23 protein-coding genes and 1 riboswitch are annotated in these 26,125 nt (G+C 46.7%); of the genes, 10 read left to right on the top strand and 13 right to left on the bottom strand.

Translation table 11 applies throughout. The annotated features are described in order from the left end of the window. Nucleotides 1-40: 40 nt before the first annotated feature. Nucleotides 41-1,807, top strand: a complete 1,767-nt coding sequence (locus tag BGK61_RS10795; RefSeq protein ID WP_167369497.1) for a putative bifunctional diguanylate cyclase/phosphodiesterase — start codon at nt 41-43, stop codon at nt 1,805-1,807. A gap of 56 nt (nt 1,808-1,863) precedes the next feature. Here BGK61_RS10795 and BGK61_RS10790 read toward each other — a convergent pair whose 3' ends face one another. The 12 genes from BGK61_RS10790 to gmk all read right to left on the bottom strand — a co-directional run bounded on the left by BGK61_RS10790 (nt 1,864) and on the right by gmk (nt 14,655). Next, nucleotides 1,864-2,895: an ABC transporter ATP-binding protein gene (locus BGK61_RS10790; RefSeq protein WP_076012066.1), complete on the bottom strand. Its 1,032-nt coding sequence runs from the start codon at nt 2,893-2,895 to the stop codon at nt 1,864-1,866. Next, nucleotides 2,895-4,415, bottom strand: a complete 1,521-nt coding sequence (locus BGK61_RS10785; protein WP_083653882.1) for an ABC transporter permease — start codon at nt 4,413-4,415, stop codon at nt 2,895-2,897. Before BGK61_RS10785 ends, BGK61_RS10790 begins: the two co-directional genes overlap by 1 nt. Beyond that, nucleotides 4,412-5,446: an extracellular solute-binding protein gene (locus tag BGK61_RS10780; RefSeq protein ID WP_076026065.1), complete on the bottom strand. Its 1,035-nt coding sequence runs from the start codon at nt 5,444-5,446 to the stop codon at nt 4,412-4,414. Before BGK61_RS10780 ends, BGK61_RS10785 begins: the two co-directional genes overlap by 4 nt. A gap of 9 nt (nt 5,447-5,455) precedes the next feature. Continuing rightward, a complete protein-coding gene (locus tag BGK61_RS10775) occupies nt 5,456-6,265 on the bottom strand; it encodes a hypothetical protein (protein WP_076012358.1) in 810 nt (269 codons plus the stop codon). 411 nt (nt 6,266-6,676) lie between these two features. Further along, entirely contained in the window at nt 6,677-7,150 is a 474-nt protein-coding gene (locus BGK61_RS10770; RefSeq protein WP_014996861.1) for a peroxiredoxin, read from the bottom strand. 9 nt (nt 7,151-7,159) lie between these two features. After that, the gene (locus BGK61_RS10765) at nt 7,160-7,936 is read right to left on the bottom strand and encodes a class I SAM-dependent methyltransferase (protein ID WP_076012359.1); all 777 of its coding nucleotides are present in this window, start codon (nt 7,934-7,936) and stop codon (nt 7,160-7,162) included. Next, nucleotides 7,929-10,001, bottom strand: coding sequence for an ATP-dependent DNA helicase RecG (gene recG / locus BGK61_RS10760; protein ID WP_076012360.1), 2,073 nt, complete (start codon nt 9,999-10,001; stop codon nt 7,929-7,931). The genes BGK61_RS10765 and recG overlap by 8 nt, the downstream gene beginning before the upstream one ends. A 194-nt stretch (nt 10,002-10,195) precedes the next feature. Then, nucleotides 10,196-10,903, bottom strand: a complete 708-nt coding sequence (gene trmH, locus BGK61_RS10755) for a tRNA (guanosine(18)-2'-O)-methyltransferase TrmH (protein ID WP_076012361.1) — start codon at nt 10,901-10,903, stop codon at nt 10,196-10,198. 3 nt (nt 10,904-10,906) lie between these two features. Continuing rightward, entirely contained in the window at nt 10,907-11,293 is a 387-nt protein-coding gene (locus BGK61_RS10750) for a RidA family protein (protein ID WP_014996857.1), read from the bottom strand. Nucleotides 11,294-11,316: 23 nt separating this feature from the next. Continuing rightward, a complete protein-coding gene (gene spoT, locus BGK61_RS10745) occupies nt 11,317-13,428 on the bottom strand; it encodes a bifunctional GTP diphosphokinase/guanosine-3',5'-bis pyrophosphate 3'-pyrophosphohydrolase (protein ID WP_014996856.1) in 2,112 nt (703 codons plus the stop codon). Nucleotides 13,429-13,571: 143 nt separating this feature from the next. Then, nucleotides 13,572-13,844 (bottom strand): DNA-directed RNA polymerase subunit omega, encoded by a 273-nt coding sequence (gene rpoZ, locus BGK61_RS10740; protein WP_014947805.1) that lies wholly within the window; start codon nt 13,842-13,844, stop codon nt 13,572-13,574. Between the two features lie 169 nt (nt 13,845-14,013). Then, nucleotides 14,014-14,655 (bottom strand): guanylate kinase, encoded by a 642-nt coding sequence (gene gmk / locus BGK61_RS10735; protein ID WP_076012362.1) that lies wholly within the window; start codon nt 14,653-14,655, stop codon nt 14,014-14,016. Between the two features lie 225 nt (nt 14,656-14,880). Here gmk and BGK61_RS10730 point away from each other — a divergent pair, with 225 nt between their 5' ends. Further along, nucleotides 14,881-15,552, top strand: coding sequence for an alpha/beta hydrolase (locus BGK61_RS10730; protein WP_014996854.1), 672 nt, complete (start codon nt 14,881-14,883; stop codon nt 15,550-15,552). 115 nt (nt 15,553-15,667) lie between these two features. Here BGK61_RS10730 and BGK61_RS10725 read toward each other — a convergent pair whose 3' ends face one another. After that, nucleotides 15,668-16,729, bottom strand: a complete 1,062-nt coding sequence (locus BGK61_RS10725) for a GGDEF domain-containing protein (protein ID WP_076012363.1) — start codon at nt 16,727-16,729, stop codon at nt 15,668-15,670. A 198-nt stretch (nt 16,730-16,927) separates the two neighbouring features. On the opposite strand from BGK61_RS10725, the gene hemC reads away from it, so the two are divergent. From hemC to thiS, 8 genes are all read left to right on the top strand, one after another. Continuing rightward, a complete protein-coding gene (gene hemC / locus BGK61_RS10720; RefSeq protein WP_076012364.1) occupies nt 16,928-17,866 on the top strand; it encodes a hydroxymethylbilane synthase in 939 nt (312 codons plus the stop codon). A gap of 64 nt (nt 17,867-17,930) precedes the next feature. Next, complete coding sequence (locus tag BGK61_RS10715; RefSeq protein WP_076012365.1) at nt 17,931-18,662, top strand: uroporphyrinogen-III synthase; 732 nt, start codon at nt 17,931-17,933, stop codon at nt 18,660-18,662. Then, nucleotides 18,663-19,835, top strand: a complete 1,173-nt coding sequence (locus BGK61_RS10710) for a uroporphyrinogen-III C-methyltransferase (RefSeq protein ID WP_076012366.1) — start codon at nt 18,663-18,665, stop codon at nt 19,833-19,835. Beyond that, nucleotides 19,832-21,007: a heme biosynthesis HemY N-terminal domain-containing protein gene (locus tag BGK61_RS10705; protein WP_076012367.1), complete on the top strand. Its 1,176-nt coding sequence runs from the start codon at nt 19,832-19,834 to the stop codon at nt 21,005-21,007. The genes BGK61_RS10710 and BGK61_RS10705 overlap by 4 nt, the downstream gene beginning before the upstream one ends. Before the next feature lie 111 nt (nt 21,008-21,118). Further along, nucleotides 21,119-21,230, top strand: a riboswitch (TPP riboswitch). A 392-nt stretch (nt 21,231-21,622) separates the two neighbouring features. Then, the gene (thiC, locus tag BGK61_RS10700; protein ID WP_076012368.1) at nt 21,623-23,533 is read left to right on the top strand and encodes a phosphomethylpyrimidine synthase ThiC; all 1,911 of its coding nucleotides are present in this window, start codon (nt 21,623-21,625) and stop codon (nt 23,531-23,533) included. After that, nucleotides 23,530-25,131, top strand: coding sequence for a thiamine phosphate synthase (gene thiE, locus BGK61_RS10695; protein ID WP_076012369.1), 1,602 nt, complete (start codon nt 23,530-23,532; stop codon nt 25,129-25,131). Before thiC ends, thiE begins: the two co-directional genes overlap by 4 nt. After that, nucleotides 25,124-25,918, top strand: a complete 795-nt coding sequence (locus BGK61_RS10690; protein WP_076012370.1) for a HesA/MoeB/ThiF family protein — start codon at nt 25,124-25,126, stop codon at nt 25,916-25,918. Before thiE ends, BGK61_RS10690 begins: the two co-directional genes overlap by 8 nt. Next, nucleotides 25,915-26,124, top strand: coding sequence for a sulfur carrier protein ThiS (gene thiS, locus BGK61_RS10685; RefSeq protein ID WP_014996845.1), 210 nt, complete (start codon nt 25,915-25,917; stop codon nt 26,122-26,124). Before BGK61_RS10690 ends, thiS begins: the two co-directional genes overlap by 4 nt. Nucleotide 26,125: the final 1 nt, after the last annotated feature.

Below are 26,125 nucleotides of genomic sequence, written 5' to 3'. Positions count from 1 at the left end.
TTCTTATCGATTAACTTCGGATGTAAACATGCAGGCGGAAATGAAAAGTATGCAATTGCTTCTTTCTTTAATTGCAAGAGAGGTTAGTGATCCTGTTCCAATGAAAGAGGAACGTCTTAAAGCAATCAAGAATCTCATTTCAGAAAGCGAGACTGCGGCTTTTGTAAACCTTGGCCGAACCGAAGAACAATTCACTATTACCCATAACTTCGATGAGCAACTTGTAAAAGAATTGGTTGCTATCATCGGTAGAGAGCATTTAGCAGGCAATACAAATGAGCCAGTGATCACGCTGGGGGATAAAAGCTATTTGTGGGACGTAGCATCAGAAAATGGCGCTACTATTGTTTACGCGAGAGAGACTGCTTTACTTGACGCAGCGCTCTATACTGTGGCTAAACGATTATTCATAACGACTGTTATTGTTTTTTGGATAGCGGTTTGGCTTGCGTTAACCTTATCTTCTATTATTGCCAAGCGTGCAGATGAAATAAATGAAGCGCTAACTCGCCTAGCAACTCATGATTCGTTAACGGGGCTACCTAACAGCTTTTATCTGAAAGAGTTGTTAGCACACTTCGCAAACACACATAAAGACAGCGGCCCTTCCAACCAAGCCTGCCTTTTCGCCATCGATTTAGACAAATTCAAGGATGTTAACGACGCATTTGGTCACAGTGCTGGCGACCAACTGTTAATTACCTTGTCGTACCGTATATCAGCAATACTAGATAAGCCGTGTGAGTTAATTCGTATTGGGGGCGACGAATTTATCATATGGGCTCCGGGGTTTTCCGTTGAAGAAGGTAAGGCGCTAGCCAAGAAGGTTATCAACGCCTGTGATACCACCATTCCCTTAAATGGCCTAGAGGTAAACACTGGGGCAAGCGTCGGCTTTTCTCATTACCCTTCGCATACCGACAATTTAGAGTCGCTGTTATCGTGTGCAGATACCGCGATGTATAAGGCTAAAAAACAACGCAGTGGGTGGGAAGTTTACGATGTGCAAAATCGCATCAGTAATGAACGGGACATTATGTTAAGGGCAGAGCTTAATAATGCGATGCTAGAAAAACAACTTATCCTGCATTTTCAACCTAAAGTGGATATACGGACAGGCGCTATAACTGGAGTTGAAGGGCTCTGTCGTTGGCAACACCCTTCACTTGGCTTATTAAGCCCTTATCATTTTATTGATTTAATCGAACATTCTGGAAAAGTTCAGGATTTCGGTCGCTACATTATTCAGTCAGCCATGCAGCATGCCAGTGACTGGCGAAAAGAGAATATGAACATCCCTATCGCTATTAACTTGTCTCCTTACAATTTACTCGACCCGACATTGGCTACCTATATTTCACAGCTACTTCGTGAATTTAACCTGCCCCCGAGCGCCATCGAGATTGAGCTTACTGAAAACGAAACCTGCATTAACATCGCACATATTAATAGCGCGCTAAGTGATATAAGAGACCTGGGAGTAGAGATTGCGATAGATGATTTTGGGACAGGTATGAGCTCGTTGGCCTACTTAGATAACCTAAAAGCTAATACTATTAAAATCGATAAGTCTTTTATTTCAGATATAGACACTAACCGGGGTCACCGAGCTATCGTCGCCTCTGCTTTAACCCTTGCCGATACCTTTGAATGCAAAGTGTTAGCTGAGGGTGTAGAAACCCAGTCTCAAGTTGATACGCTTCTCTCTCTGGGCTGCTTTTATGCGCAAGGTTACTTTTACGCTAAACCCATGTGCGAACGCGACTTAAAACACTATATTCAAACAACACTTGTCCAAGCGGTCTGAGCGTCAGCGTAAAGGAGTTCGAGGGCTACTCGCGAAATATATCAGGCTCGATTTTACTAAGACCGAGGAAATACAGCGAGTGGATGTGTGGTGATTAGCTGCACGTAAGCGCGAGTTCCCGGCTTAATAGCATTTTCGTGACTTACACGTACTTTAAGCTCGTCGCCGCTGTCTAAAATAACCGCGTAAAGTCGACTCTCGCCTTCATAACGTACCCACTCTACCGTACAGTTAGTCTCACTAAGGGTAGCATCTAGGCTTAAATCGTCAGGGCGCACCAATAAGTCTACATTACCATTAGCGCCTTGAAGCGGTGTTCCGGGCACCTTGCCAATATCAGTGACTACCGTTCTGTCGACATTTGCTGCGCTACTGTCAAAGGTTGCACTTAGGAAACTTGCCTCACCCATAAAGCGCGCTACAAAGCGGCTAGCTGGCGAAGAGTAGCAGGCTTCCGGTGTGTCTAGTTGCTCCAGTACGCCTTTATTTAGAATGCCTACTCTATCGCCTACGCTGAGCGCCTCTTCCTGATCGTGGGTCACCCAAATAGCGGGAACACCCGCCTTTTTAAGCGCGTCACGTATTTCCCAGCGCAAGCTATCTTTTAGTGCTGCATCAAGGTTTGAAAGCGGCTCATCTAGCAATACAAATGATGGTTCGTGAGCAAGAGTTCTTGCCAGCGCAACGCGCTGCTTCTGACCACCCGAGAGACGAGCTGGCTTTGCATCGCGGAAGTTATCTAAGCCTAGTAATTTAAGCCAATGGTCGGCAAGCTTGGTGTCTTTTAAACGAAAGCACACGTTCTGCTGAACAGTAAGGTGTGGAAAAAGCGCAAAATCTTGAAATACCATACCCACGTTACGCTTTTCAGGTGGCACATGTTTACGTGCTGTACTTTGCCAGTTACCAAGGCTCATAGAACCTTCTGAGATAGGAATAAGCCCTGCCAACGCCTGCAAGATAGTGGTTTTACCACAGCCGGTTGGCCCTACCAACATAAGGATTTCGTCTTGTCCAAGCTCAAGATTTAACTTGTCGACTACGCGGGTAGACCCATAATTCACGGACAAATTATTAACACTAAGCATTACGAACGGCCATCCTCGGTAACGGTAAACTGGGCTTTTCTTTCGCCCGACAGCATGAGAATTAGTCCCACACATGATAATAAAACAAGTAAAAGCCCAGGTACGGCGGCACGGCCAAAGTAACCCGCTTCATATACGCGCCACATGTAGGTAGCCAAGGTTTCAAAACCTGTAGGGCCCAACATAAGCGTGGCTGGCAACTCACGCATAGCTTCTAAAAACACTAACGCAGCGCCGGCTATCATACCACGAAGGGTTAATGGCAGCGTAATTCGCATGAACGCTTCACGGGGGCTCGCACCAAGTACACGGGCAGCTTTTACCAAACCAGAATCAATATTCTCAGCTGTACTTCTTACACTTCCCACGGCAAGTGGAATAAAGCGCAACACATAAGCCATTACCAGCAAACTCAGCGTTTGATACAGCGCGGGTAGTTGTAAGCCGACATATACAAGGGCAGTTCCCATAACGATACCTGGCACGCCAAAGCCAAAATACGTGATGCGCTCCATAAAGCGCCCTGCTTTTCCGGCAATAGCGGCATGAGCAACTGGGATGGCAAGCAGCACAGCAACAATGGCCGCAATGAAAGACGCATGCGCAGAGTTCCACGCGTAGCTTAACTCAAAGCCACCGGTGCCTTCTCGCACTAACCACAGCGTAAAGATAGCCAGAGGAAGAACAATAGCCATAATCACCACTGGCAAGGTGGCCAGCAGCATTAAGTTTCGCTGCCAGCGCACAGGAAACAAGGATAAATGCTTACCCGGACGCTCTTGAGCGCCGCTGATACGGCTTTCAATAAATAAAATAAGCCCCACAATAACCATAAGCTGAAGGCTTAGCATTGCAGCCTGACTCAAGCCAAAGGCATTGTATTCAACAAAAATTACGCGCGTGAAGGTATCAAAGCCCATTATTGCCGGCGTACCAAAGTCCGATAGTGCGTACAGTGCAGCAAGCAGAGCGCCTGCGGCGACGCTATTCACAACACGTGGTAAAACCACGCGCCATAAACTTGCACCTAATGTTAGCCCTAACGTACGTGCAGCGTTGACTAGGCTTGCATCTAAACTCAATAAGCTTGAACGGGTTGTCATCATCACAAAGGGATAAGTGTAAAGACTCATTACCAACGCAGAGCCCCACAGGCCGCTAATAGGGGGTGTGCTAATTCCTAGAACGTTTTCAATCTCGCCGCCCGTGCCAAATGAAAAATACATGGCAAACGCACCAATGTAGCTTGGCAGTGCTAATGGCGCGGCAAGTAAAATAAGCCAAAACCGCTTAAACGGCATTTGCACATAAGCGGTTAAAAAGGCAAGCGGCACACCAATAAGTACCGAGCCAATAATGGTAAGCACAACCAATGAAACTGTGTTACCTAAAACACGAAGATTATGAGTATCAAAAAGTTGTGCACTATCTTGAGCTAAAGAAAATAAAACGCCGACGGGCAATAAAGCCATCAGCGCGATAAGAAGTGCCAGTGGATACGACTTTGGCCAATTTGTCACAGTACGCCAACTTCCCTCATAAGGTTAAGTGTGGGACGCAAATCGGCCAGCTTGCGAAGGTCCATTTCAGGTGGCGACAGCGTACTTAAGTTTGCTAAGCCTTGCGGCTGCTCAACGCCTTGAACCAGTGGAATCTCGTAAGCCTCGCGAGCAAGGTAAGACTGCACTTCATGCGACAGCAGATATCGAATAAAGTTAACCGGCAAGTCACCATCACTTAGCGCCACAATGCCAGAAGCATTAACTAAGCAACCTGCATCGCCTTTGCTGTAGGCCAGCGCCACGTTTGCGTTTGGTTTACCTGATTTAAGGCGAAGTGTGTAATAGTGATTTGCAAAGCCAATATCCACTTCTCCGCGCTCAACACCCATAACCACGCCAAGTTCGCCTGCATACTTTTTAGCGTGCTTATTAATGCCTTTAAGCCATGATTTAGTGGCTTTGTCGCCTTCCAAAATACGCATGGCGGTAACGAAAGACTGAAATGACGAGTAAGCTGGCGCCCAACCAATCTTTAAATCGCTGTCAGCTAGCGCCATCACGCTTTCAGGGATTTGCTCCGGTTTAACGCGTTCAGTGTTATAAGGCAGTGTACGCACGCGGCCTGTTACCGGTGACCAACTCGGGTATTGGAAATCTTCGCGAAGCTGCGCGCGCAAGTCGTCGGGTAACGGCTTTGCTGCACCTGCATCAGTGACAACGCCAATTGAGCCTGTATCTACTGCCCAGAATAGGTCAGCGCGCTTAACGCCCGCCTTGGTTTCGGCAACGATGGTGTTAGCCAAGGCTGCAGACCCGCCGCGTCTAATTTTAAGATTTAGCTTTGGATTGCGCTTTTCGATGGCCTTTAGAACATTCTCGTACAAACCGCCTTCGCCACGCCCCAAATATAGGGTGAGATCACCTTCTAATTTAGGCAGTGACTCAACCGACACACTGCCAGTTTGGGTCATAGCGTGAACAAAACTAAGCGGCAAGCCAGATAATGCACCGGCTGCTGCTAAGCCTTGTAAGAATGTTCTACGTTGCATACACCTTCCTTAAAATACGTCTTTGCGACTTTGTTCAACTTCAACCAACAGTGCGCGAGCGCGATCGAGTTTTGTCTGCATCGACTCTACTACTTTGCGAACCGCATCAACGCCAGTATCTTTTGAGATGGCCTGCGGAAGCGTTACGTTAAAGTCTTTTTCTAAGTCTTCAACCAAGGCTGCGTCTTTTGCAATTAAATCACCTTCTACACCTTCAAAACGCTGAAGGTAGGTGTCGTGAACAAGCGTAGTCGCCACTTCGTGCAGCTGTTCTGCGTACTTGGCAACAACACGATCAAGACGTGTTTTTATATCATCGATAACTTCAGGGCCTGTAGTTGGTTCTTTTTCAGTGGTTTGAACCTTATTCACCAAGCCTTTCTTTTGATACTGGGACGCAAGTTTAACTGCGCCTAACGCCTGCCACAAGGCATGATTTAGCTTCTCTTGCTCTACTCTTACTTCAGCAACCGGCTTATCTTCGTCGATAGCGACTTTCACACCGTAAATGCCCTGCCAGATAGAGGCGTAAATAGGCACGTATTGGGTTTCAATGGCAGAGTGAAAATCGACTTCTTCCCAATATTCAATAAGCGCATCGGTTTTCAGCGACTTATCTTTTGCTTCATACGCGTCAACAACACTGCCAAATTTGCTTTCTAACCAATGCACCTCTTCTGTGTATTCACCGATGTGCGCATGAAGGTTGTTCACGTGATCACCAATGGCACCGTTGGCAAGCGCCTGAGAAGAAAGCATTGAGAAAGTGACGGCAGATGCCAATACCAAAGCACTCATTTTTTTCAGTGTTGTTGTCATAATTATTCCTAAAACATTTGTCTTTTCGCGCAAATGATACTTATTATCATTAAGCAAGTAAAGGTAACTAAACGAGGCTACATGCTACGTAACGCACTGCGCTACCTCTTAATTTCTCTGCATTTTCGTTAAAGCATGTTACACATACGTTCATTAACCTGCACTGAACGTGTTGATATTCAACGCAATTAATAGCGCGCCAGATCATACAAAGGTTACATTTTAATGAAAATGGCAACCAAGTATACGCCTAAGTAAAGAATACCAATCCACATAGATAATTACCCACTCAGAGGCGCGGGTAATTATCTATGCGGACTGGTATTAACGAATATTCACAAACATCTAAATAAAAAAAGCCCGCAACCGTGGTTGCGGGCTTCTTGATATTTTAATGCCGTGCTTGCCGGTTTAAAGGCTATCTAGCATGCTTTGCGCATCGCTTACATCGAAACGACCTGGATCTTCAACGTTAAGCTTTTTCACTTCACCATCTTCTACAAGCATAGAGTAGCGCAGTGAGCGCAAGCCACCGAAGTTGCTAGTGTTCATATCTAAGCCAATTTGCTTCGTGAAATGACCATTGCCATCAGCAAGCATAATAATTTCTTCAGCGTTATTCGCTTTGCCCCACGCATCCATAACGAACGCATCGTTAACAGACAGGCAAATGATGCTATCTATGCCTTTGGCTTTAATTTTGTCTGCAAGCGCCACATAGCCCGGCAAATGAGCTTGTGAACAGGTTGGCGTAAACGCCCCTGGTACTGCAAACAACACAACGCGCTTGTCCGAGAAAAGTTCATTAGTGCCTGGGTTTGTCACTTCTCCATTGACTAAAAGACCGAAATCCACCTCGGGCAAGGTGCTACCAACTTGTATCATGTTGTTCTCCTAGGGTTTTTGACACAAATACACATCAAATCTATGTTTTTTACTTTCTATTGCCATGGAGGGTTTCTCTCCTGCCAGCACGTCTGCACTGTTTGGGCGTTTAACCACTACCCGGTGCGTGGCTAGCTTTAGTGCTGGCGGTAACAGCGCATCTGCGTCTGGATCATGACCAAGCAGTTGCTGAAACAGCCGCATTTCCTTTTTCACCAAGGCTGACTTCTTTTTATGTGGGAACATGGGGTCTAAGTAAATAGCGTTCACATTCTCACCAGTGAAGTATTGCATTACCTCAGCACTATTTCCATGTTGAAGCGACATTTTAGCTGCAAGTTCTGGAAAACTAAGCGCTAATCTGCGAATACCATCTTCGAGTAAAGCGGCAACAACTGGCGAGCGCTCTATCATTGTGACCTTGCAGCCAACGCTTACCAAAACAAAGGCATCACGACCTAGCCCAGGTGTTGCATCCACTACGTGCCACGCTTCGTTGCCTTTAAGGCCAATGGCTTTCACAATGGGCTCTTTGCGCCCACCGCCGTGCTGCTTGCGATACAAACTAGCGGGCGATGCAAAATCAACCTCTACCGGGTTCACTTTTTTCTCGCCTGCGTCGGCAAGGCCTAGCACGCCGTTTTGTACCTGTAGATACAGGCCTTCGGTAGGTTTTTCACTACTGCTGACAACAGGAAAACCCCACTTTTCGCTGATCGCACCAATTAAGGCAGTATCATCTCTATTGGCGTCATCACAAATAATTAAAGGCACACGATTAAGCATGACCGTACTGCTCCTTATGCCCTATCCACCTATTGATGATGGCTTGAGCGTGAGAGGGATATTTGTCCCAAAGGGTATAGGCAATTTCCTGAACCTTAGGAATAAGAGCGGCGTCGCGCACAAGATCTGCTATTTTAAGCTCGGCCATTCCGGTTTGTTTCGTCCCCATAAACTCACCCGGACCACGAATTTCCAAGTCTCGCTGGGCAATATAAAACCCATCGTTAGACTCACGCAATACGCCAAGACGCTGAGTAGCGGTTTTCGATAGTGGGCTTTGGTACATAAGTACACACTGACTTTCTACCGCACCACGCCCTACTCGCCCTCTAAGCTGGTGAAGTTGCGCTAGGCCCAAGCGTTCAGGGTTTTCAATAATCATGATACTGGCATTGGGCACATCTACGCCTACTTCAATAACGGTAGTCGCGACCAATAAATCCAGCTTTCCGTCTTTAAAGTCAGCCATAACCTGCGCTTTTTCAGCGGGTTTTAATCGCCCGTGTACCAAGCCAACGTGTAAGTCTGGCAGCGCGGTACGCAGGGTAATCGCAGCGTCTTCTGCTGCCTGACATTCCAACACTTCCGACTCATCAATAAGCGTACACACCCAATACGCTTGCCGACCATTTTCTTTACAGGCCTGACGCACTCGTTCTATCACATCAGCGCGGCGTGTATCCGGCAGCACCACAGTTTGTACCGGTGTTCTGCCCGGTGGCAATTCATCAATAACCGAAGTGTCTAAATCGGCATAGGCCGTCATGGCCAGCGTTCTTGGAATAGGCGTTGCCGTCATGATCAGCTGGTGAGGATAGCGGCCTTGTTGCTCACCTTTATCACGAAGGGCTAACCGTTGATGCACGCCAAACCGATGCTGCTCATCTACAATCACTAGCGCTAATTGCTGGTAGTTCACGCTTTCTTGGAAAATAGCATGGGTACCCACCAACATTTGAATATCACCGGCTTCTAAGCGGGCTAATACTTCATTGCGGGCTTTGCCTTTAAGCTTTCCAGCAAGCCAACCTACTTCAATACCTAAAGGTTCTAACCAGCCACGAAAGTTATTGGCGTGCTGTTCTGCCAACAGCTCTGTAGGTGCCATTAACGCTACCTGATGCCCTGCACCAATGGCTGATAGCGCTGCCAGTGCGGCAACCAAGGTTTTACCAGAGCCAACGTCTCCTTGAACCAAGCGCATCATGGGTCGCGCATGCTGCATATCTTTTTGAATGTCTTGTACTACGCGAGCCTGAGCACCTGTGGGGGAAAATGGTAATTGGGCAAGCATTTTATCGATAAGCGGCTGATTCACCTTAATGGGAATGCCAGGCTGCGCGTCTGATAGCTTTCGCACTTTAAGCACACTAAGGTGATGAGACAGCAGCTCTTCAAGAATTAATCGATACTGGGCGGGGTGCAACCCCTCTTCCATTTCGTGAACGTCTACATCAGGCGGCGGCCGGTGTACCTGATGAAGGGCCTCATTCAGGCTTATTTGATTATCGTAAATGCCTTCAGGCAGTAAATCAGCAAGCGCTCCTTTATCTAAAAGCTGTAAAGCTTGGTCAGTTAGATTGCGAAGGGTTAGCTGCTTAACCCCGTCTGTGGTGGGGTAAACCGGCGTAAGTGATTCTTCTGATGGTGGCGCGTCTTCATCCACAAGCTTAAACTCTGGGTGCATCATCTCAATGCCCCACTTGCCAGTACGCACTTCTCCAAAACAGCGCACCGTGTTGCCTGGTGTCATGATTGAACGCTGCACCGCACCAAAGTGGAAAAAGCGTAAGGTTATGGTACCAGTACCGTCGCTAAGCTTGACCACCAGCATGCGCTTCTTGCCATATTGAATGTCGGCGCTCATTACCTCGCCCTGCACACTTACATGGGTAAATGGGCGGCACTCTGCCACGCTGTAAATCCGGGTTCTGTCTTCGTAGCGATGAGGGAGGTGAAACAGAATATCTTGAAGGGTAAACAAGCCTATTTTATTGAGCTTTTCTGCCACCTTTGCGCCTACGCCTTTAAGCGCAGTAATGGGTGTAGTGGCCAGTGCTTGCATCAAGCGACATCCTTCTTTTGAAACATTAATTATTTAACCTTTGAATAGACACAAACTGGTGTTATTCAATGTGTTATAAGAAAAGAAGTGTAAAGGATTGTTGAGGGGTTGGCGAGTACGCTTTAGGCCAGTTTTTCACGCTGGCCACTATGCAAGTGAGGGCAAAAGTAAAAGCGAAACCAATACGTTAAGCCTTAGTCGGCTTCGAGCGCGTTTGCTTCCGCTTTAGTGATTTGCATTTCTTTCCACCAGCTATCGTCGGCATCTACTTCGCCTAATGCATTAATAGCCGGCAATGGCAAACCTTTGCGCTGACAAAGCTTATACAGACGAGGGTACCCATTTTGAAAGGCCAGTGCCTGGCACTCTTCTTCTGGTAGTTGCTGAGTGTTATACATACCGGCAATTGTACGCTGGCGCTGAGCTTCGTATAAAACTAACGCTGCCGCTACTGATACATTGAGCGACTGCACCATACCCATCATCGGAATAACGATGTCGTGATCGGCCATTGCTTTGGCTTCGTCGGTTGCCCCGTACTTCTCTTGTCCAAACAAAATAGCCGTTGGCTTGGTGTAATCAATATCGCGAAAATCGACTGCGGTATCAGACAAGTGGGTTACCAGCACCTGCATGCCTTGACCTTTTAGTTCAGCCATCGCGTCGTTGATATTATCGTGGTTGGTTTGGCGCACCCACTGCTGGCTGCCCATTGCCGTACCACGACGAAACTGGTATTTCTTTTCCCACACAGTGTGAACGCGATGAATGCCTACCGCATCACAGGTTCTCACTACAGCCGATACATTATGCGGCTTGTGCACATTTTCAAGGCAAACCGTAAGGTCGGTTTGCCTTCTTTCCAGCACTTGTCTTATGCGCTGGTAACGCTCAGGTGACATGGCTTACTCCGGCAGTTCCATTACACCATCAATTTCAATTTGTGCCCCTTTAGGCAGCGCTGTTACCTGAACGGCAGCACGTGCTGGATAAGGCTTAGTGAAGTAACGGCTCATTATTTCGTTAACCGTCGCAAAGTGACCTAGGTCGATAAGGAAAATGTTAACTTTCACTAGGTCGTTGGTGGTGCCGCCTGCAGCTTCACACACTGCTTTAATGTTCTCAAATACCTGTACGGCTTGCGCTTCAAAGTCGTCCGACACCATTTCCATGGTTTCAGCAACTAGAGGGATTTGACCAGAAAGATAAACGGTAGTGCCTGCTTTAACTGCTTGGCTGTAAGTACCAATAGCAGCAGGTGCCTTATCGGTCTGAATAATAGACTTAGACATAGTGGTTCCTAAATTTGTAGTAATTAGTGTCGTGATTGACTATGACGAGACACTTTTTGAACTTCTGGCATTGTGCGTATTTTCTTCATAACACGGGCCAAGTGCACACGGTTGTGTGTGGTAAGTTCAAGGTCAATAAAGTAGATATTACTCTCTTTTTCTTCAGTTTGCAGACCAATGATATTGGAATCACACCCTGAAATGGTGTTCGTTAAAGTTGCCAGTGTGCCCTGATGGTTTATCAGTTCTATACGCAGTGACGCTTTAAATTCACCCTGCGGGTTATCGTCCCACTGCATGGGCAACACACGCTGGGGTTCTTCGCGGGTAAGTTTACGAATGTTATTGCACCCAATTTGGTGAATAGTCATACCGCGACCTGGGCTTAATACAGCCACAATTTCATCATCAGGGATAGGGTGACAGCAACGAGAATAGTGAACAAGTAGACCTTCCGTTCCGCGAATAGCCACATTACCTTTCTTATCTGATAAGTCTGTTGTGCTTTCACCTAATAAACGGCGCGCTACTATTGCGCTTAATTCGTTGCCTAGGCCTATATCCACCAACAAGTCGTCAAAATTGGCGTGTTTGGTTTCTGCTACCACACGTTCAATATCTTCGTTTGGAATATCGTCTAATTTCACGCTGCCTAGCGCGTGACGAAGTAAACGGTTCCCCATGTTCACTGCTTCTTGAGAGTGCTGTTTACGAAGGTACTGACGAATGCGCGTACGTGCGCGAGCGCTCACCACAAAGTTTAGCCAGTTCGCATTAGGCTTCGCTTTAGGCGAGGTAATAATTTCCACGGTTTGACCGTTTTCAAGTGGCTTACTCAAACTGAAGTTTCGACGTTCTACGCGCACACCTACACAGGTGTTACCCACATCAGAGTGTACGGCATAAGCGAAATCGACAGCGGTGGCGCCCATTGGTAACTCGATAATACGGCCATCTGGCGTAAACACGTAAATTTCATCAGGAAACAGGTCTGTTTTCACCGACTCAATGAACTCAAACGACGAACTTGCCGACTGTTGAAGTTCAAGCAAGCTCTGCATCCACTTGCGCGCACGAAGCTGTGCGGTGGTGCCGTTATCGCCAGGCTCTTTATAAAGCCAATGCGCCGCTACCCCTTTATCTGCCATTTGGTCCATTTCCTGTGTACGAATTTGAATTTCCACAGGAATACCGTGAGGGCCAATTAATGAGGTATGCAACGACTGATAGCCGTTGGTACGAGGAATAGCGATGTAGTCTTTAAAACGATTCTCAATAGGCTTATACAGCCCATGCATAGCACCAAGCGCACGGTAGCAACTGTCTACTGACTCTACCACGATACGAAACGCATAAATGTCCATTACCTCGTTGAACATCAGTTCTTTGTTTTTCATTTTGCGGTAAATGGAATACAGGTGCTTCTCGCGCCCTAATACGTTCGATTCAATCTTATAAGCTTCAAGACGAGTGTTTAACTCTTCGCGAATATTTTCGATTATCTCTTTACGATTGCCTCGCGCTTGTCTAACAGCAGACTTCAACGCGCGGTGACGCATGGGGTACATCGCCTGAAAACCTAAATCTTCAAGCTCGTTTTTAATATCGTGAATACCCAGACGGTGGGCAATAGGCGCATAAATTTCGAGTGTTTCTAGCGCAATACGACGGCGCTTGTCTGGTCGTAACGACCCTAAGGTACGCATGTTATGCGTGCGGTCAGCAAGCTTGATAAGAATAACCCTGATGTCTTGCACCATGGCCATCATCATTTTGCGGAAGTTTTCGGCTTGTGCTTCTTGTTTGGTGCTAAACGCTAGTTTATCTAGCTTACTAACACCTTCTACAAGTTCTGCAACGGTATCACCAAAAGCTTCAGCTAAGTCTTCTTTGCTGTAATGGGTATCTTCAATAACGTCGTGAAGAAGTGCAGCCATGATCGTTTCGTGATCAAGGTGCATATCGGCAAGTATACCAGCCACTGCCACAGGGTGTGTGATGTACGGGTCGCCACTCGAGCGCATTTGGCCGTCGTGAGCCTCTTGAGCAAGAACAAAAGCATCTTGAACCAACTGAACGCGTTCGGTTGGTAAGTACTCAACAACTTTCTGCTTTAAACCTTCAAACAAATACACAGTGGAGCGTGACCCTTATCTAACGTTACAACGCTAAGAATACGTTTAATTGTGCAATAAGCCAATACGCCAAAAGTAAAGCGCCAGTGCTTTTTTCAAAGCACTGGCGCTAAATACGACGTAAAAGCCCTTAAAAGTGGGTTTTACTGATCAGATAGAATGTTTGCTACTGATGCAAATTCAGCGTGTTCTTGCTGTTCTTGAGCTTGAAGTTCTGCTTGTTCAAGCGTAGCAGCCGTTACCAAACCTTCTTCAATTTCACGAAGCGCTGTAACAGTTGGCTTATCGTTTTGAACGTCAACCATAGGATCTTTGCCTTCAGTGGCAATTTGACGTGCACGGCGTGCAGCAACAAGCACTAGGTCAAAGCGGTTACCAATTTTATCTACGGCATCTTCTACAGTTACGCGAGCCATGTATTTCTCCGAAAATTAGGTTGAGCAAGTTATTCAAAAAACGGCCGCGTAGTATACACAGTTACGCGCCGCGATCCTAGCGTTTTGTTTGAAATTGAAGCAGTCAGATCGTAGTGCTTACCTACTGATCATGCGTGCTTAAATCAAAACGCGACATTATGGGTTAAGCTTACGCGCTACCGAGCAGTTCGTCCAATAGCACTTGGTGTCGCATTTGTTGTTTTACCGTGCGCAGACGCTGTGCAGTAACGATAGCTTCCAGATCGTTCAGCGCTGTCGCAAAGTCATCATTCACAATCACACTGTCAAATTCATTGAAATGAGACATTTCAGCCACGGCTTGCGCCATACGCCCTGCTATCTCTTCATCGCTGTCCTGACCGCGGTTATTTAAGCGCTGCTCAAGCACATCAAGTGATGGAGGCAGAATAAAAATACCACATGTGTCTGGCATAAGCTTTTTGACTTGGCGCGCGCCCTGCCAATCGATATCTAAAAATACGTCAATACCACGGTGCAAAGTTTGTTCAATCGTCACACGGGATGTGCCGTAATAGTTTCCAAATACCTCTGCGTATTCAAAAAACACACCCTGTTCAATCAATGCTTCAAACTGCTCTCGGCTAACAAAATGATAGTGCACACCGTCAACTTCACCAGGACGAGGTTGACGTGTTGTATGAGATACAGATACCTGCATAGGCGTGTCTGTATTGCCTTCATACTTTTCCATTAGCGCCTTTATAAGGCTTGATTTTCCTGCCCCCGAAGGAGCAGCAAGAATAAATAAGTTGCCGAGTAGTGAAGCCATAGGATATTAAAATTCTGTCAAAATGTGGTGATTTCAAGTGGCAATGATAGCATATTAAGCGGTTGTGCCGTAACTGCGATTAAGTGTTCACAGCCGTTGAATGTAAAAAATAATGGGGTCAGAGTAATGACTCTGACCCCATTATTTTTGTGTGAGACAGATATTACCGTTGAAAAGGGATTAGGCATCGGTGATAAAGCAACAACAAAAACTAGGAAATATTGAATGACTCAGCAACTTCTGCCGTGCGTAGAGATAAATCCATCCACTGCGCCTGATGCCTGCGTTATCTGGCTACACGGTCTTGGCGATTCAGGCCATGGTTTCGCCCCTATTGTGCCCGAGCTAAAATTGCCTGAATCAATGGCCGTAAAATTTCTTTTCCCTCATGCGCCTGAACGCCCTATTACTATTAATGGCGGTATGCGCATGCGCGCTTGGTATGACATAAAATCATTAGATTTTGAAAGTCGTGCAGATCTAGAAGGTGTGAAAGAATCTGCCGCGCAAGTGGAAGCGCTTATTGAAGCGCAAATCGAAAGCGGTATTCCTAGTGAGCGCATTGTACTGGCAGGGTTTTCACAGGGCGGTGTTATTGCGCTGCACTTAGCGCCTAGATATACGAGAAAGTTTGCTGGTGTCTTGGCACTTTCCACTTATATGTGTGAGCCATCGCTACTTGGCAACGAAGCAAAAGATACCAACCGTGAAACACCTGTAATGATGGCACACGGTGAACAAGATGAGGTAGTGCCTGTATTTATGGGTAATGCTGCATTTAAAACATTAAGCGAAAACGGGTTTAATGCTACATGGCAAACCTACGCAATGCAGCACAATGTATGTATGCAAGAGCTTAACGATATTAGCGCATGGCTTCAAAAAGTACTGGGCTAATCGCTTATCGATAGGATTGAGAAAAATAGCTGGTTTAGCAGTAGCTGCCAGCTATTTTTTTAGGGTCAGCCTTGTGTTTTTTTTGGGTCAGAGAACGAATATTTCTGGCCACGGCTCATTCCACAACTCGATTTCTACCCGCGCTTTTAGCTTTGTAAAGGTTATCATCGGCCTGTTTCAAACAAGCGTGTAAATTGGTATCGGTTAACGCCGTTGCCACGCCAAAGCTTGCTGTTATCGGGTGGTTAATATCTCCTTCCACAAACGGCGTAGCTTCAATAACTTTTCGCATTTTTTCTGCTAATTTTACGGCTTGACTCAATGTCGCGTGGGGAAACAGCACCAAGAACTCTTCTCCCCCCGTTCTAGCTACAACATCAGTTGTTCTTACGGCGTCTTTCATCAAATCTGTGATGTGTATCAGCACTTCATCGCCAATGTCGTGGCCATAGGTATCGTTTATTTTCTTAAAATGGTCGATATCCACCACCACGGCGCTTAAAGGAAAGTGAGCACCAGGAGCTTGCATCGCACGTTCAAAAAATACGGCTTCTAAAAAGCGTCTATTAGGGAGTTTGGTAAGTGGATCGGTATTGGCCTGACGCATGCGCTCTAAATTTTCACGCAGCATTTCTCTTCTGCTTTGATGCCAGAAGTTCTCGCCAATAAACGCCAGACAAATGAAACAAATAGTAGCGATGAGGAAGCGGGAAACATGCTCTTCAGGGTACTTCGCGACTATACCGTCTTGGTTGTATAGCAGAAAAATAGCGATACCCATGGTCACCGCCACATACACCATAGCTGGCTTAAATCGCACTACCACAATCTGCGTGAAAAGCAGCGGAAAAATAAAATAAAGCCCCGTATTGTTCAGGCCACCGGTATAAACCAAGCCGTCTATGGTGAACATTACCACCAAGCCAGCGAGGTAATAAAAGACATCCGAGCGAGGGAACATGTGAGATAACGCGACATTGGCGTATACAAATGCTGCCGAGCCTGCAAGCGTTCCAACCAGTAACGGATTATTGGTACCCATGTTTAGCCACGCCATGAATGCCATGATTGTGCCACCAACATAAGAGATAAAATATAAGATTAATCTTCTACGTTTGGTTTCAGCTTCATCTTGTTGGGCATTTCTAAGCAATTGACGCAGCGACGAATTGTCCATACAAAGACTTTTCTCCAGATTTTTAACTAGTTAATCGAATATCTCTTTCAGCATAGACTGAAAGTTTACTAATAACCAAGAAGAAAACTGCGTCTAATTTCAAACATTAATACAGAAAATGCGTATACTACGAGGTATCTCGTATGACGTTTTGTGATACGTCGTTTTAGTTTCTTTTTTACATAGATTGGAATAGCCATGAGTCACCTCAACACTACCCGCACCGTTCGAATTGCTACTAGAAAAAGTGCATTAGCGCTTTGGCAAGCTGAGTATGTGAAGGCGAAATTGTTGGAGCATTATCCTTCAATGACCGTTGAGCTTGTTCCCATGAATACGCAGGGCGATAAAATCTTAGACACGCCTCTGGCCAAAATTGGTGGTAAAGGGCTTTTCATTAAAGAGCTCGAAATTGCCATGCTAGAAGGTCGTGCCGATATTGCCGTGCATTCTATGAAAGACGTACCGGTAGAGTTTCCAGAAGGCTTTGGTCTTCACGCTATTTGTGAGCGAGAAAACCCGTTCGACGCATTTGTTTCAAATCATCACGATAGTTTAGATGCTCTGCCTCAGGGCGCAGTTGTAGGTACATCTAGCCTGCGCAGACAATGTCAGATTCGCAAGTACCGCCCTGACCTTGTTATTAAGGACCTGCGCGGAAATGTAAACACGCGCTTAGCCAAACTTGACGCGGGTGACTACGACGCCATTATCTTAGCTTGTGCAGGGCTTATTCGCCTTGAAATGGAATCTCGTATTCGCATGTCGTTGCCTGCTTATATTTCATTACCTGCCGTCGGACAAGGTGCGGTTGGTATTGAATGTCGCAACGACGATGAAGAGCTTATTAGCTTGCTACAAGCGTTAAATCATTCAGACACCAACACGCGTGTTATCGCAGAGCGCGCCATGAATGAGAGGTTAGAAGGCGGCTGTCAGGTGCCTATTGGCAGTTTCGCAACTCTGGATGGTGACGTACTCACATTGACCGGCATGGTGGGTCAACCTGATGGCTCTGAATTGCTTTTTGCTTCTGCTACGGCATCGCGAGAAAAAGCTACTGATATCGGCGTTGAAGTTGCAGAATCACTTCTTGAGCAAGGTGCCGGAGAAATTTTAAAGGCGCTTTATAACTAAGTTATATTTCATCGAGTGCGTGCAGGTTTACGCTTTGAATTTACAAGGATAAGAGTTCGAATACATGTTGCTGTTCACACGCCCACTGCCAAAGTTAAAAGCAAGTGCGTCGGCTTTTGAAAAAGCCGGCATCGATGCGGTAGGCGTAGCGACGTCTGACATTCTTGATGTCTCGTCTGAACGAAAGGCTGCTGCAGAATTTTTAGCGACAAACGCAGTAAACGCTATTGTTGTTACCAGCGTATACGCAGTAGATACGGTTGTTTCAGGCTTACGTGATACGGCGGGTGATTTGCCGTTAGTGATTGCTGTAGGCGATGCCACTGCGCGAAAATTACAAGCAGGGCTTCAAGCGTTTTCATCGGCGCAGGTCGCTATTCCCGACGCCCATACATCCGAAGGTATACTGGCAATGCATCAACTTAATGAGGCAAACTGTCAGCATGTCGTTATTATTAAAGGTGAAGGTGGTCGCGACGTCATAGCGAATGGACTCGATGCAAAAGGTATTTTAGTAAATAGCTTTAGCGTTTATAAAAGGGAGCAACTTACACGCCCAGTTTACACAAAACGGTGGAAAATGGACGAAGTTAGCGGCATTATCGCTACAAGCGAAGCAATGGCACTGCAACTAATAGCGCAATTTGGTACTGCACTTAAATCTATTAAATGGTTAACAGTAAGCGACCGAATTGCAAAAAGCCTCGTTAGCCAAGGTATCAACGAGGTCGCGGTTTGTCAGCGAGCCACCGATCAGGCACTCATCGCCTGGGTAAAGGATAACTGGGAGTATTGAATGGCCAACAACAATGAAAGTAGCCCACAAAAAGAGGAACTCGTGAAAGTGGAAGCTGAAAAAGACGTTATCGAATCTTCTGCCACACACAGTGACTCAACACAGTCAGGCGCTGCTGAAAAGAAATCGTCGGGAAATGGTCTACTGTGGTTTGTTGTAATCATCCTTTTCCTTATGGTGCTTGGAATGGCAGGCGCTGGTTACTGGTATTACATGCAACAGCAATCAGCCAGTAAAAGTTCTGAGTCTGCACTGCAGACTACAGCCTCTCAGCTTAATGCAATAGAGCGCGAGCGCGCTGATATTGTTGCGTCTATCGACAAAGTCATGCGCACCAACCAGGCGCTAGAGAGTACGGTCGCCGACCTAAAAGCACAAAATGAGAAGCTAACGCTACAGTCAGAGTCTACCCTTGAGCAACTTAATAATATGGAAGGTCGCCGACCGGCCGACTGGCTTATTGCTGAAGCTGATTACTTGGTTCGCATGGCAGGCAGAAAGCTTTGGTTAGAAAACGACGTACGCACAGCAATTTTGCTGCTAGTTAACGCAGATAAGCGATTAAAATCGCTGGCCGACCCGTCGGTACTGCCTGTTCGTGCAACACTCGCTGAAGACATTCAAACACTTCAACAACTTAACCCTGTATCACAAAGTTCCGTAGCCCTTGCGCTTACAGGCATGATAGCGCAAATAGATAAGCTACCACTTGATACCTTTGAAAAACCCCAAGACGCCAATGCAGAAGACACTACGTTGTCTGAGTCTACTGACGACTGGCAGGAAAACCTTGCTAAAGTGTGGCGTTCGTTGGTGAACGATTTTCTTACGGTGAAAACTATTGAAGGCCCGGTTGAGCCAGTGCTTTCACTGGAAGCGCAGTTTTTAGCAAAAGAACAACTTCGCCTACAGCTTATGCATGCGCAAACCGCCGCGCTTCAAGGCGATGCTGGTCTTTACAGCCAGTCGCTGCAGTACGCGCAAACCCTAATTACGGAAAAATTTGACACTGAAAAGAGCCAGGTAACCGGCTTTGTTGATGCACTACAAAATTTAAGTGCTACCGATATTTCGCGACCTATCCCAACAGAGCTAGCGTCACAAAAACCGCTAGAGCGTTTACTGGATAGCCGCGTTAAGCAGGTGTTCGGACAAGGAGCAAGTGCACTATGAAATGGTTAGCTATTGCCCTTGCGGTATTAGCCGCATTCGTTATTGCACTCATTGTTGGCCCGATGTTGTTAGGCGATAAGGGCTACGTACTGATATCACTAGGTAACACCGCTGTTGAAATGACGGTGATCAGCTTTTGTATTTTAGTGATAGGTGCCGTCATTGCCTGGTACGTACTATCTCGACTTGTATTGTGGGCGTTAAGCCTGATCACAGGCTCACATAAATGGTTTGGCACTTTAGGTGAGCGCAAACGCAAGCGTGCGTTTTACGACGGCTTACACGCAATGGCTGCTGGTGATTTTGATACGGCTCAGAAGGCGCTAAGCAAAACCACCAACGGCGATTTCGAAGGCGTTAACTATTTGGCGTCAGCGCAAATTGCTTTTGCCAATAACGATTTAGCCAAAGCCCGTTATTTCCTTGTCCAGGCAACTGACTTTCCTAAAGCAAAAGTAGCCGCAACAGTCATGCACGCGCGTATTGATATGGTTGAAGAAAAATACGATGCGGCATTAGAGAAACTTAACGAGCTTGACGAGCAAGAGCGCGAGAACAAGCAGGTTGTGCAGTTGAAAGCGCAAATTCTTGCCAAGTTAGGTAAGTGGCAAGTACTTCAGGAGAATTTGTCAGGCTGGCGTAAAGCATTGCCCAAAGCGGATTACACCGCATGGAGCCAGCGTATTGCCAAAGGTAAGTTTGCGGAAATTGCCAGTAAGCAAGGCGCTGTCGAGCTTAAATCATATTGGGAAACCCTACCCCGCAAGCTTCGTCACGACGATGCTTACCGCGCGGCTTACATTCAACAGTTGCTTGACCAAGGTATGCATGCCGACGCACAGAACTTGCTAGTTGAATGGCAAAAACGTGGCCCGAATAGCGCCCTGTTTCCGCTGTTCACGCAACTTAATATTCCTGATGCATCGCCATCGCTACGACTGCTTGAAAGCTGGATAAAGCAAGATGAAGATAATGTTTCGCTGTATTCCACACTAGGTCAGGTTGCGTTCAACTCAGGCGATGATGTGTTGGCGGAAAAAGCGCTGCTTAAAGCCACTAAAATGAAATCGCGCAAAGAAGATTTGTTGCTGCTGTCTGCAATTAGCGAACGCAAGCATGACACTGCCACAGCCCTTCAGCTTTACAAGGAAGGTCAGCAGCTAGCCAGCTAAATGAATATTCGTTTAGCTTTCTGGTTGTACTTGTATTAACCGTAAAATTGAAGATATAGTAAAAAGGAATTCTCAACTCGGGTTATTTAAACAACAACCCGAGTTGACTTAAGCAACTTGTCGGAGTGCTTCACTGGCAACCCAGTAAGCTGAGACCGCGAAAGTGGGATCCGTAGAACCTGATCAGGCTAGTACCTGCGAAGGGAACAAGAAAATACAATGTGCACAATGTTAAGCGATAGTTTGGCACTGTGAAGCGACGTTGTTTTGCTGTTGATGATACATTGTTGGTAATAAGCTGTTGTTTGATAACACTGAAGAGCACAAGATTCTAAATATTGTTGCTGCAAAGTTTGTAAAAACAACATGCGTAAACTTTAAGATAAGAATATCGAGCTTAACGGTGCGGTACATAGCTTAAAGTAGATTGTTAGAGTTTATCGCCAACTAAACATCATCAAAGGTAAGAGCAAAAAGGCAAAAGGTGACTATCACCAGAACCTTTTCAAACAACCCGCTAACGTTATGGGCATCTGCCCTACCACACCTACTCATTGTATTCTCCTTCACTCCTGACAAGCATTTTTTGAACCTAAATCTACAAGGTAAAATGCTATGTCGAACAGACGCGAACAGCGCCAACAAGCACAACAATTCATTAATGAACTTGCGGGCGAAGCTTACCCAAATTCAACACGCCACTACGAGTGTGGCAGCCGTGACGATATTCGTGTGGCCATGCGCCTTATTCACCAACACGACAGTTTAGTGGGTGGTACCGAAGACAACCCTATTTTAGAGCCCAACCCGCCAATTCCGGTTTATGACACCTCAGGTCCCTATGGCGACCCGTCAGAAAATATCGACGTTCATAAAGGCTTAAGCCCGCTTCGACAAAAGTGGATTGAAGAGCGTAACGATACCCTTGAACTAAAAGGCGTATCTTCAAATTTTGCTAAAGAACGTGAAAACGACATATTCACCGAAGATTTCCGCTTTATTCGTAGCCGCAAACCACTAAAAGCGAAAGCGGGCAGAAACGTTACCCAGCTCCACTACGCAAGGCAGGGCATTATTACCCCTGAAATGGAATACATTGCCATTCGCGAGAATATGGGTCGCCAAGCCATTAAAGATGCCGAACTGACGCAGCAGCACAAAGGCGAACTCTTTGGCGCGAATTTACCCGACACCATTACGCCTGAATTTGTGCGTCAGGAAGTGGCTGCAGGCCGCGCCATTATTCCGTGTAACATCAACCACCCTGAGCTAGAGCCAATGATTATTGGGCGCAATTTCTTAGTGAAAATTAACGCGAATATTGGTAACTCGGCCGTTACTTCATCTATTGAAGAAGAGGTAGAGAAGCTGGTGTGGTCAACGCGCTGGGGCGCCGATACCATCATGGATCTATCTACCGGCAGAAACATTCACGAAACACGCGAATGGTTGCTGAGAAATAGCCCTGTTCCCCTGGGCACCGTCCCAATCTATCAAGCGCTAGAAAAAGTAAACGGTATAGCCGAAGACTTAACGTGGGAGATGTTTAAAGACACCCTAATTGAGCAAGCCGAGCAAGGCGTAGACTACTTCACCATTCACGCTGGCGTGCTGCTTGAATACGTACACCTTACCGCAAAGCGGGTTACCGGCATTGTATCGCGCGGCGGCTCGATAATGGCAAAGTGGTGCTTAAGCCACCACCAGCAAAGCTTTCTGTATGAGCACTTTCACGATATTTGCGAAATTTGCGCTAAATACGATGTAGCGTTATCGCTAGGTGATGGTCTGCGCCCTGGCAGCGTAGCTGACGCTAATGACGATGCGCAATTCTCTGAATTACGTACCCTTGGTGAGTTGACGAAAATTGCATGGGAATACGATGTTCAGGTAATGATTGAAGGCCCGGGGCATGTGCCAATGCACATGATTAAAGAAAACATGGAAGAGCAGCTTAAACACTGTCACGAAGCGCCGTTTTATACCCTTGGCCCCCTCACCACAGACATCGCACCTGGCTACGATCACTTCACATCAGGTATTGGTGCCGCCATGATTGGTTGGTATGGCTGCGCAATGCTGTGCTACGTAACGCCCAAAGAACATTTAGGCTTACCTAACAAAGAAGATGTTAAACAGGGGCTGATTACCTACAAAATTGCGGCCCACGCTGCCGACTTGGCAAAAGGACACCCAGGTGCACAAATTCGCGACAACGCCATGTCGAAAGCTCGCTTTGAATTCAGATGGGAAGACCAGTTCAATTTAGCTCTCGACCCGCATACTGCGCGCGCTTATCACGATGAAACCTTGCCGCAGGCGTCTGGTAAAGTTGCGCATTTCTGCTCTATGTGCGGCCCTAAATTTTGCAGTATGAAAATTTCTCAGGAAGTGCGCGATGTGGCTAAACAAGCGCAGCAGCAAGAGTTTGAGAAAGAAAAAGGCATGAAAGAGATGGCCGATGCATTTAACCAGTCGGGCGCTCAGCTTTACCACAAAGCAGATAGCAAGGTAGAGCTACCATGACAGGTAAGGCATCGATTAATCCTGTATTAAACCACCCCACCACTCCACTACCTCTAGTGTGGTGTGTGGGAGGCGTTGACTGTAGCGGCGGTGCGGGCGTTACCCGCGACGCCATTACGTTAGCCGATCTGAACATCCATGCTTGTGTACTCACTACACAGCTTACCGTGCAGTCCAACTCAATTATGCTTAGTAAGGAAAGCATGTGCGCTTCGGCATTAAATCAACAGTGGCAGGTGCTGTTTGAAGATACACCACCACGTGCTATTAAAATTGGCGCTATTGCTAATGATGAGCAAGCGCTGTTGTTGTGTGCACGTATTCAAAAAACATCTAACCCTCGCCCCTTCGTTGTATGGGATCCTGTACTGTCGACCTCGTCGGGTGGCGTGCTGAGTGAGTTAAGCGAGAGCGTAGTTGACGAGCTGTTGAATACGGTAGACATGATTACGCCTAATACCGACGAACTTGCATGGCTCACCCATTTGCCGGTTGTTGATGAGGCGAGCTTGCTAAATGCAATCAATCGCTTAAGAGGTAAAGGCGCAAAGAGCGTGTACGTTAAAGCCGGCCACGCCCATTGGCAAAAAAACGTGAGCGATATTTTTGTTTGTGCCTCCCACACTCTTCGATTTAGTCAACCGAAATATGCAAACGGCAACCTTCGTGGGACAGGTTGTATGTTAGCCAGCGCAGTAGCGGCATTCATCGTGCACGACTACTGCATTGAAGATGCACTAACGCTCGCTAATGCTTACGTTAGTGAAGTTCGCAGCAATACGTTACCAAGGCATTGCACAGCGGATAACGCAAACGCTATAAGTAGCGAGTCAACTACCTACTTTGCACGAACCAACGGCTTTCCCAAAAAGCCAGAAAGCTTTCCACTGGTAACCTTTCAGCAACGTGGCGCCTCTGTTAATGAAAAAGAGCGGGATAAGGATGTCCTTCTTGAAGCCTCGTCTTGTAAAGAAGCCTACTTTCCAGCGCTCACCCAGACCAAATTAGGCATTTATCCAGTGGTAGATAGCGTGCAGTGGATAGCCCGCCTTTGGCCAACGGGTGTAAAAATCATGCAGCTGCGGGTTAAGCAAGGCTCCCAAGAAGACATTCGTCAGCAAATAAAAGAGGCAATAGAATTGGTGAAACACACCGACTGCCAATTATTCATTAATGACTATTGGGAGCTGGCCATAGAACTCGGGGCTTACGGTGTGCATTTAGGACAAGAGGATATCGACTCCGCAGACCTAAACGCCATCCGTAGTGCAGGTTTACGGCTTGGAATATCAACACACGGCTTTGCTGAAATTCAGCGTGTTCGCGCTTTAAACCCGTCTTACATTGCCCTTGGTCACATCTTCCCCACCAATACCAAAGACATGCCTTCAAAGCCGCAAGGGCTAGCACGATTAGAAAAATATAAGCAGCTTTGCGATGGCATTCCCACCGTTGCTATTGGTGGTATTAACTTATCGCGCATAAGCGATGTTGCTAAAACCGGTGTTAACGGCATAGCCGTGGTAAGTGCAATCACTCAGGCAGCACACCCGCTGAAAGCCTACCAAGCATTAGTTCAGGAGGCTGGGTTTGCTTAGCCATTCAGCTACTCATTCAATTAGTCACTCGGTAAGCCGAAAGCTTGAGCATCAGGATATACGTCGCTATAGCAGACAACTTTTGCTCGATTGCATTGATCACGACGGACAGCTTAACCTGGCCAGTTCGCACGCCGTTATTGTGGGATTAGGTGGATTAGGCAGCCTAACCGCCCGCTATTTAGCTGGTGCTGGCGTGGGCAACATTACACTTATAGATGGTGACACCGTCGACATCAGTAATTTGCAGCGCCAGGTAAGCTACAACGAAATGCATTTAGGCGAGCTTAAAGCCAAGTCGCTTTACAACGAGTTGCGTAAAGTGAACGCGCATCTAAACATCCAGTTTAAAAGCTTATTTGCTGATAGTAACAACTTACCAACGTTAATTACTGCAGCCACCTGTGTGCTGGATTGCACCGACAACGTCGCGGTACGAAAACAGATAAACCTGGCGTCAGTTCGCGCGTCTATTCCGCTTTTTATTGCCGCAGCCAGTGGGCTTACCTGGCAAGCGCTGAACTTGCCTCAAAACTCAGTCACCTGCGGTTGCTACGAGTGCTTAGTAAATAACGTTGCCGTACGCGAAGATTGCGTTAGCAAAGGGATACTTGGCCCCGTAGTCGGCATGGCAGCATGCCACCAAGCCACCCAAGCCTTGTTATTTCTGGCAAGAGGCTTCGATGCCGATATTAAATGGGGGCACTACGTAAACGCCCATGCAGGCCTCGGTACGCTGCAAAGCTTCAAGCTGCCCCCCTCTTCTTCTTGTGAGGTATGCCAATGACCCAAATCAACATTAACGTGAATAACCAACCAATGAGCGTGATTTCTCCTATATCGCTTAGCGAGTTAATTGCCCTTAAACAATTGAAAGACGAAGGCACTGCTGTTGCTAAAAACGCAGCGATTGTCAGCAAGCAAGAATGGTCTACGACCTATTTAAGTGACAACGATACCGTGGATATCTTTACTCTAGTGGCAGGAGGCTAAA

Source organism: Alteromonas abrolhosensis (assembly GCF_001953635.1).
Taxonomy (GTDB): Bacteria; Pseudomonadota; Gammaproteobacteria; order Enterobacterales; family Alteromonadaceae; genus Alteromonas; species Alteromonas abrolhosensis.
This window is presented reverse-complemented; position numbering and strand designations above follow the sequence as displayed.

Coding starts and splice junctions, on each gene's coding strand:
- BGK61_RS10795 (WP_167369497.1), top strand. CDS start 41: ATGAAAAGTATGCAATTGCTTCTTTCTTTAATTGCAAGAGAGGTTAGT.
- BGK61_RS10790 (WP_076012066.1), bottom strand. CDS start 2,895: ATGCTTAGTGTTAATAATTTGTCCGTGAATTATGGGTCTACCCGCGTA.
- BGK61_RS10780 (WP_076026065.1), bottom strand. CDS start 5,446: ATGCAACGTAGAACATTCTTACAAGGCTTAGCAGCAGCCGGTGCATTA.
- BGK61_RS10775 (WP_076012358.1), bottom strand. CDS start 6,265: ATGACAACAACACTGAAAAAAATGAGTGCTTTGGTATTGGCATCTGCC.
- BGK61_RS10770 (WP_014996861.1), bottom strand. CDS start 7,150: ATGATACAAGTTGGTAGCACCTTGCCCGAGGTGGATTTCGGTCTTTTA.
- BGK61_RS10765 (WP_076012359.1), bottom strand. CDS start 7,936: ATGCTTAATCGTGTGCCTTTAATTATTTGTGATGACGCCAATAGAGAT.
- recG (WP_076012360.1), bottom strand. CDS start 10,001: ATGCAAGCACTGGCCACTACACCCATTACTGCGCTTAAAGGCGTAGGC.
- trmH (WP_076012361.1), bottom strand. CDS start 10,903: ATGTCACCTGAGCGTTACCAGCGCATAAGACAAGTGCTGGAAAGAAGG.
- BGK61_RS10750 (WP_014996857.1), bottom strand. CDS start 11,293: ATGTCTAAGTCTATTATTCAGACCGATAAGGCACCTGCTGCTATTGGT.
- rpoZ (WP_014947805.1), bottom strand. CDS start 13,844: ATGGCTCGCGTAACTGTAGAAGATGCCGTAGATAAAATTGGTAACCGC.
- gmk (WP_076012362.1), bottom strand. CDS start 14,655: ATGGCTTCACTACTCGGCAACTTATTTATTCTTGCTGCTCCTTCGGGG.
- BGK61_RS10730 (WP_014996854.1), top strand. CDS start 14,881: ATGACTCAGCAACTTCTGCCGTGCGTAGAGATAAATCCATCCACTGCG.
- BGK61_RS10725 (WP_076012363.1), bottom strand. CDS start 16,729: ATGGACAATTCGTCGCTGCGTCAATTGCTTAGAAATGCCCAACAAGAT.
- hemC (WP_076012364.1), top strand. CDS start 16,928: ATGAGTCACCTCAACACTACCCGCACCGTTCGAATTGCTACTAGAAAA.
- BGK61_RS10715 (WP_076012365.1), top strand. CDS start 17,931: ATGTTGCTGTTCACACGCCCACTGCCAAAGTTAAAAGCAAGTGCGTCG.
- BGK61_RS10710 (WP_076012366.1), top strand. CDS start 18,663: ATGGCCAACAACAATGAAAGTAGCCCACAAAAAGAGGAACTCGTGAAA.
- BGK61_RS10705 (WP_076012367.1), top strand. CDS start 19,832: ATGAAATGGTTAGCTATTGCCCTTGCGGTATTAGCCGCATTCGTTATT.
- thiC (WP_076012368.1), top strand. CDS start 21,623: ATGTCGAACAGACGCGAACAGCGCCAACAAGCACAACAATTCATTAAT.
- thiE (WP_076012369.1), top strand. CDS start 23,530: ATGACAGGTAAGGCATCGATTAATCCTGTATTAAACCACCCCACCACT.
- thiS (WP_014996845.1), top strand. CDS start 25,915: ATGACCCAAATCAACATTAACGTGAATAACCAACCAATGAGCGTGATT.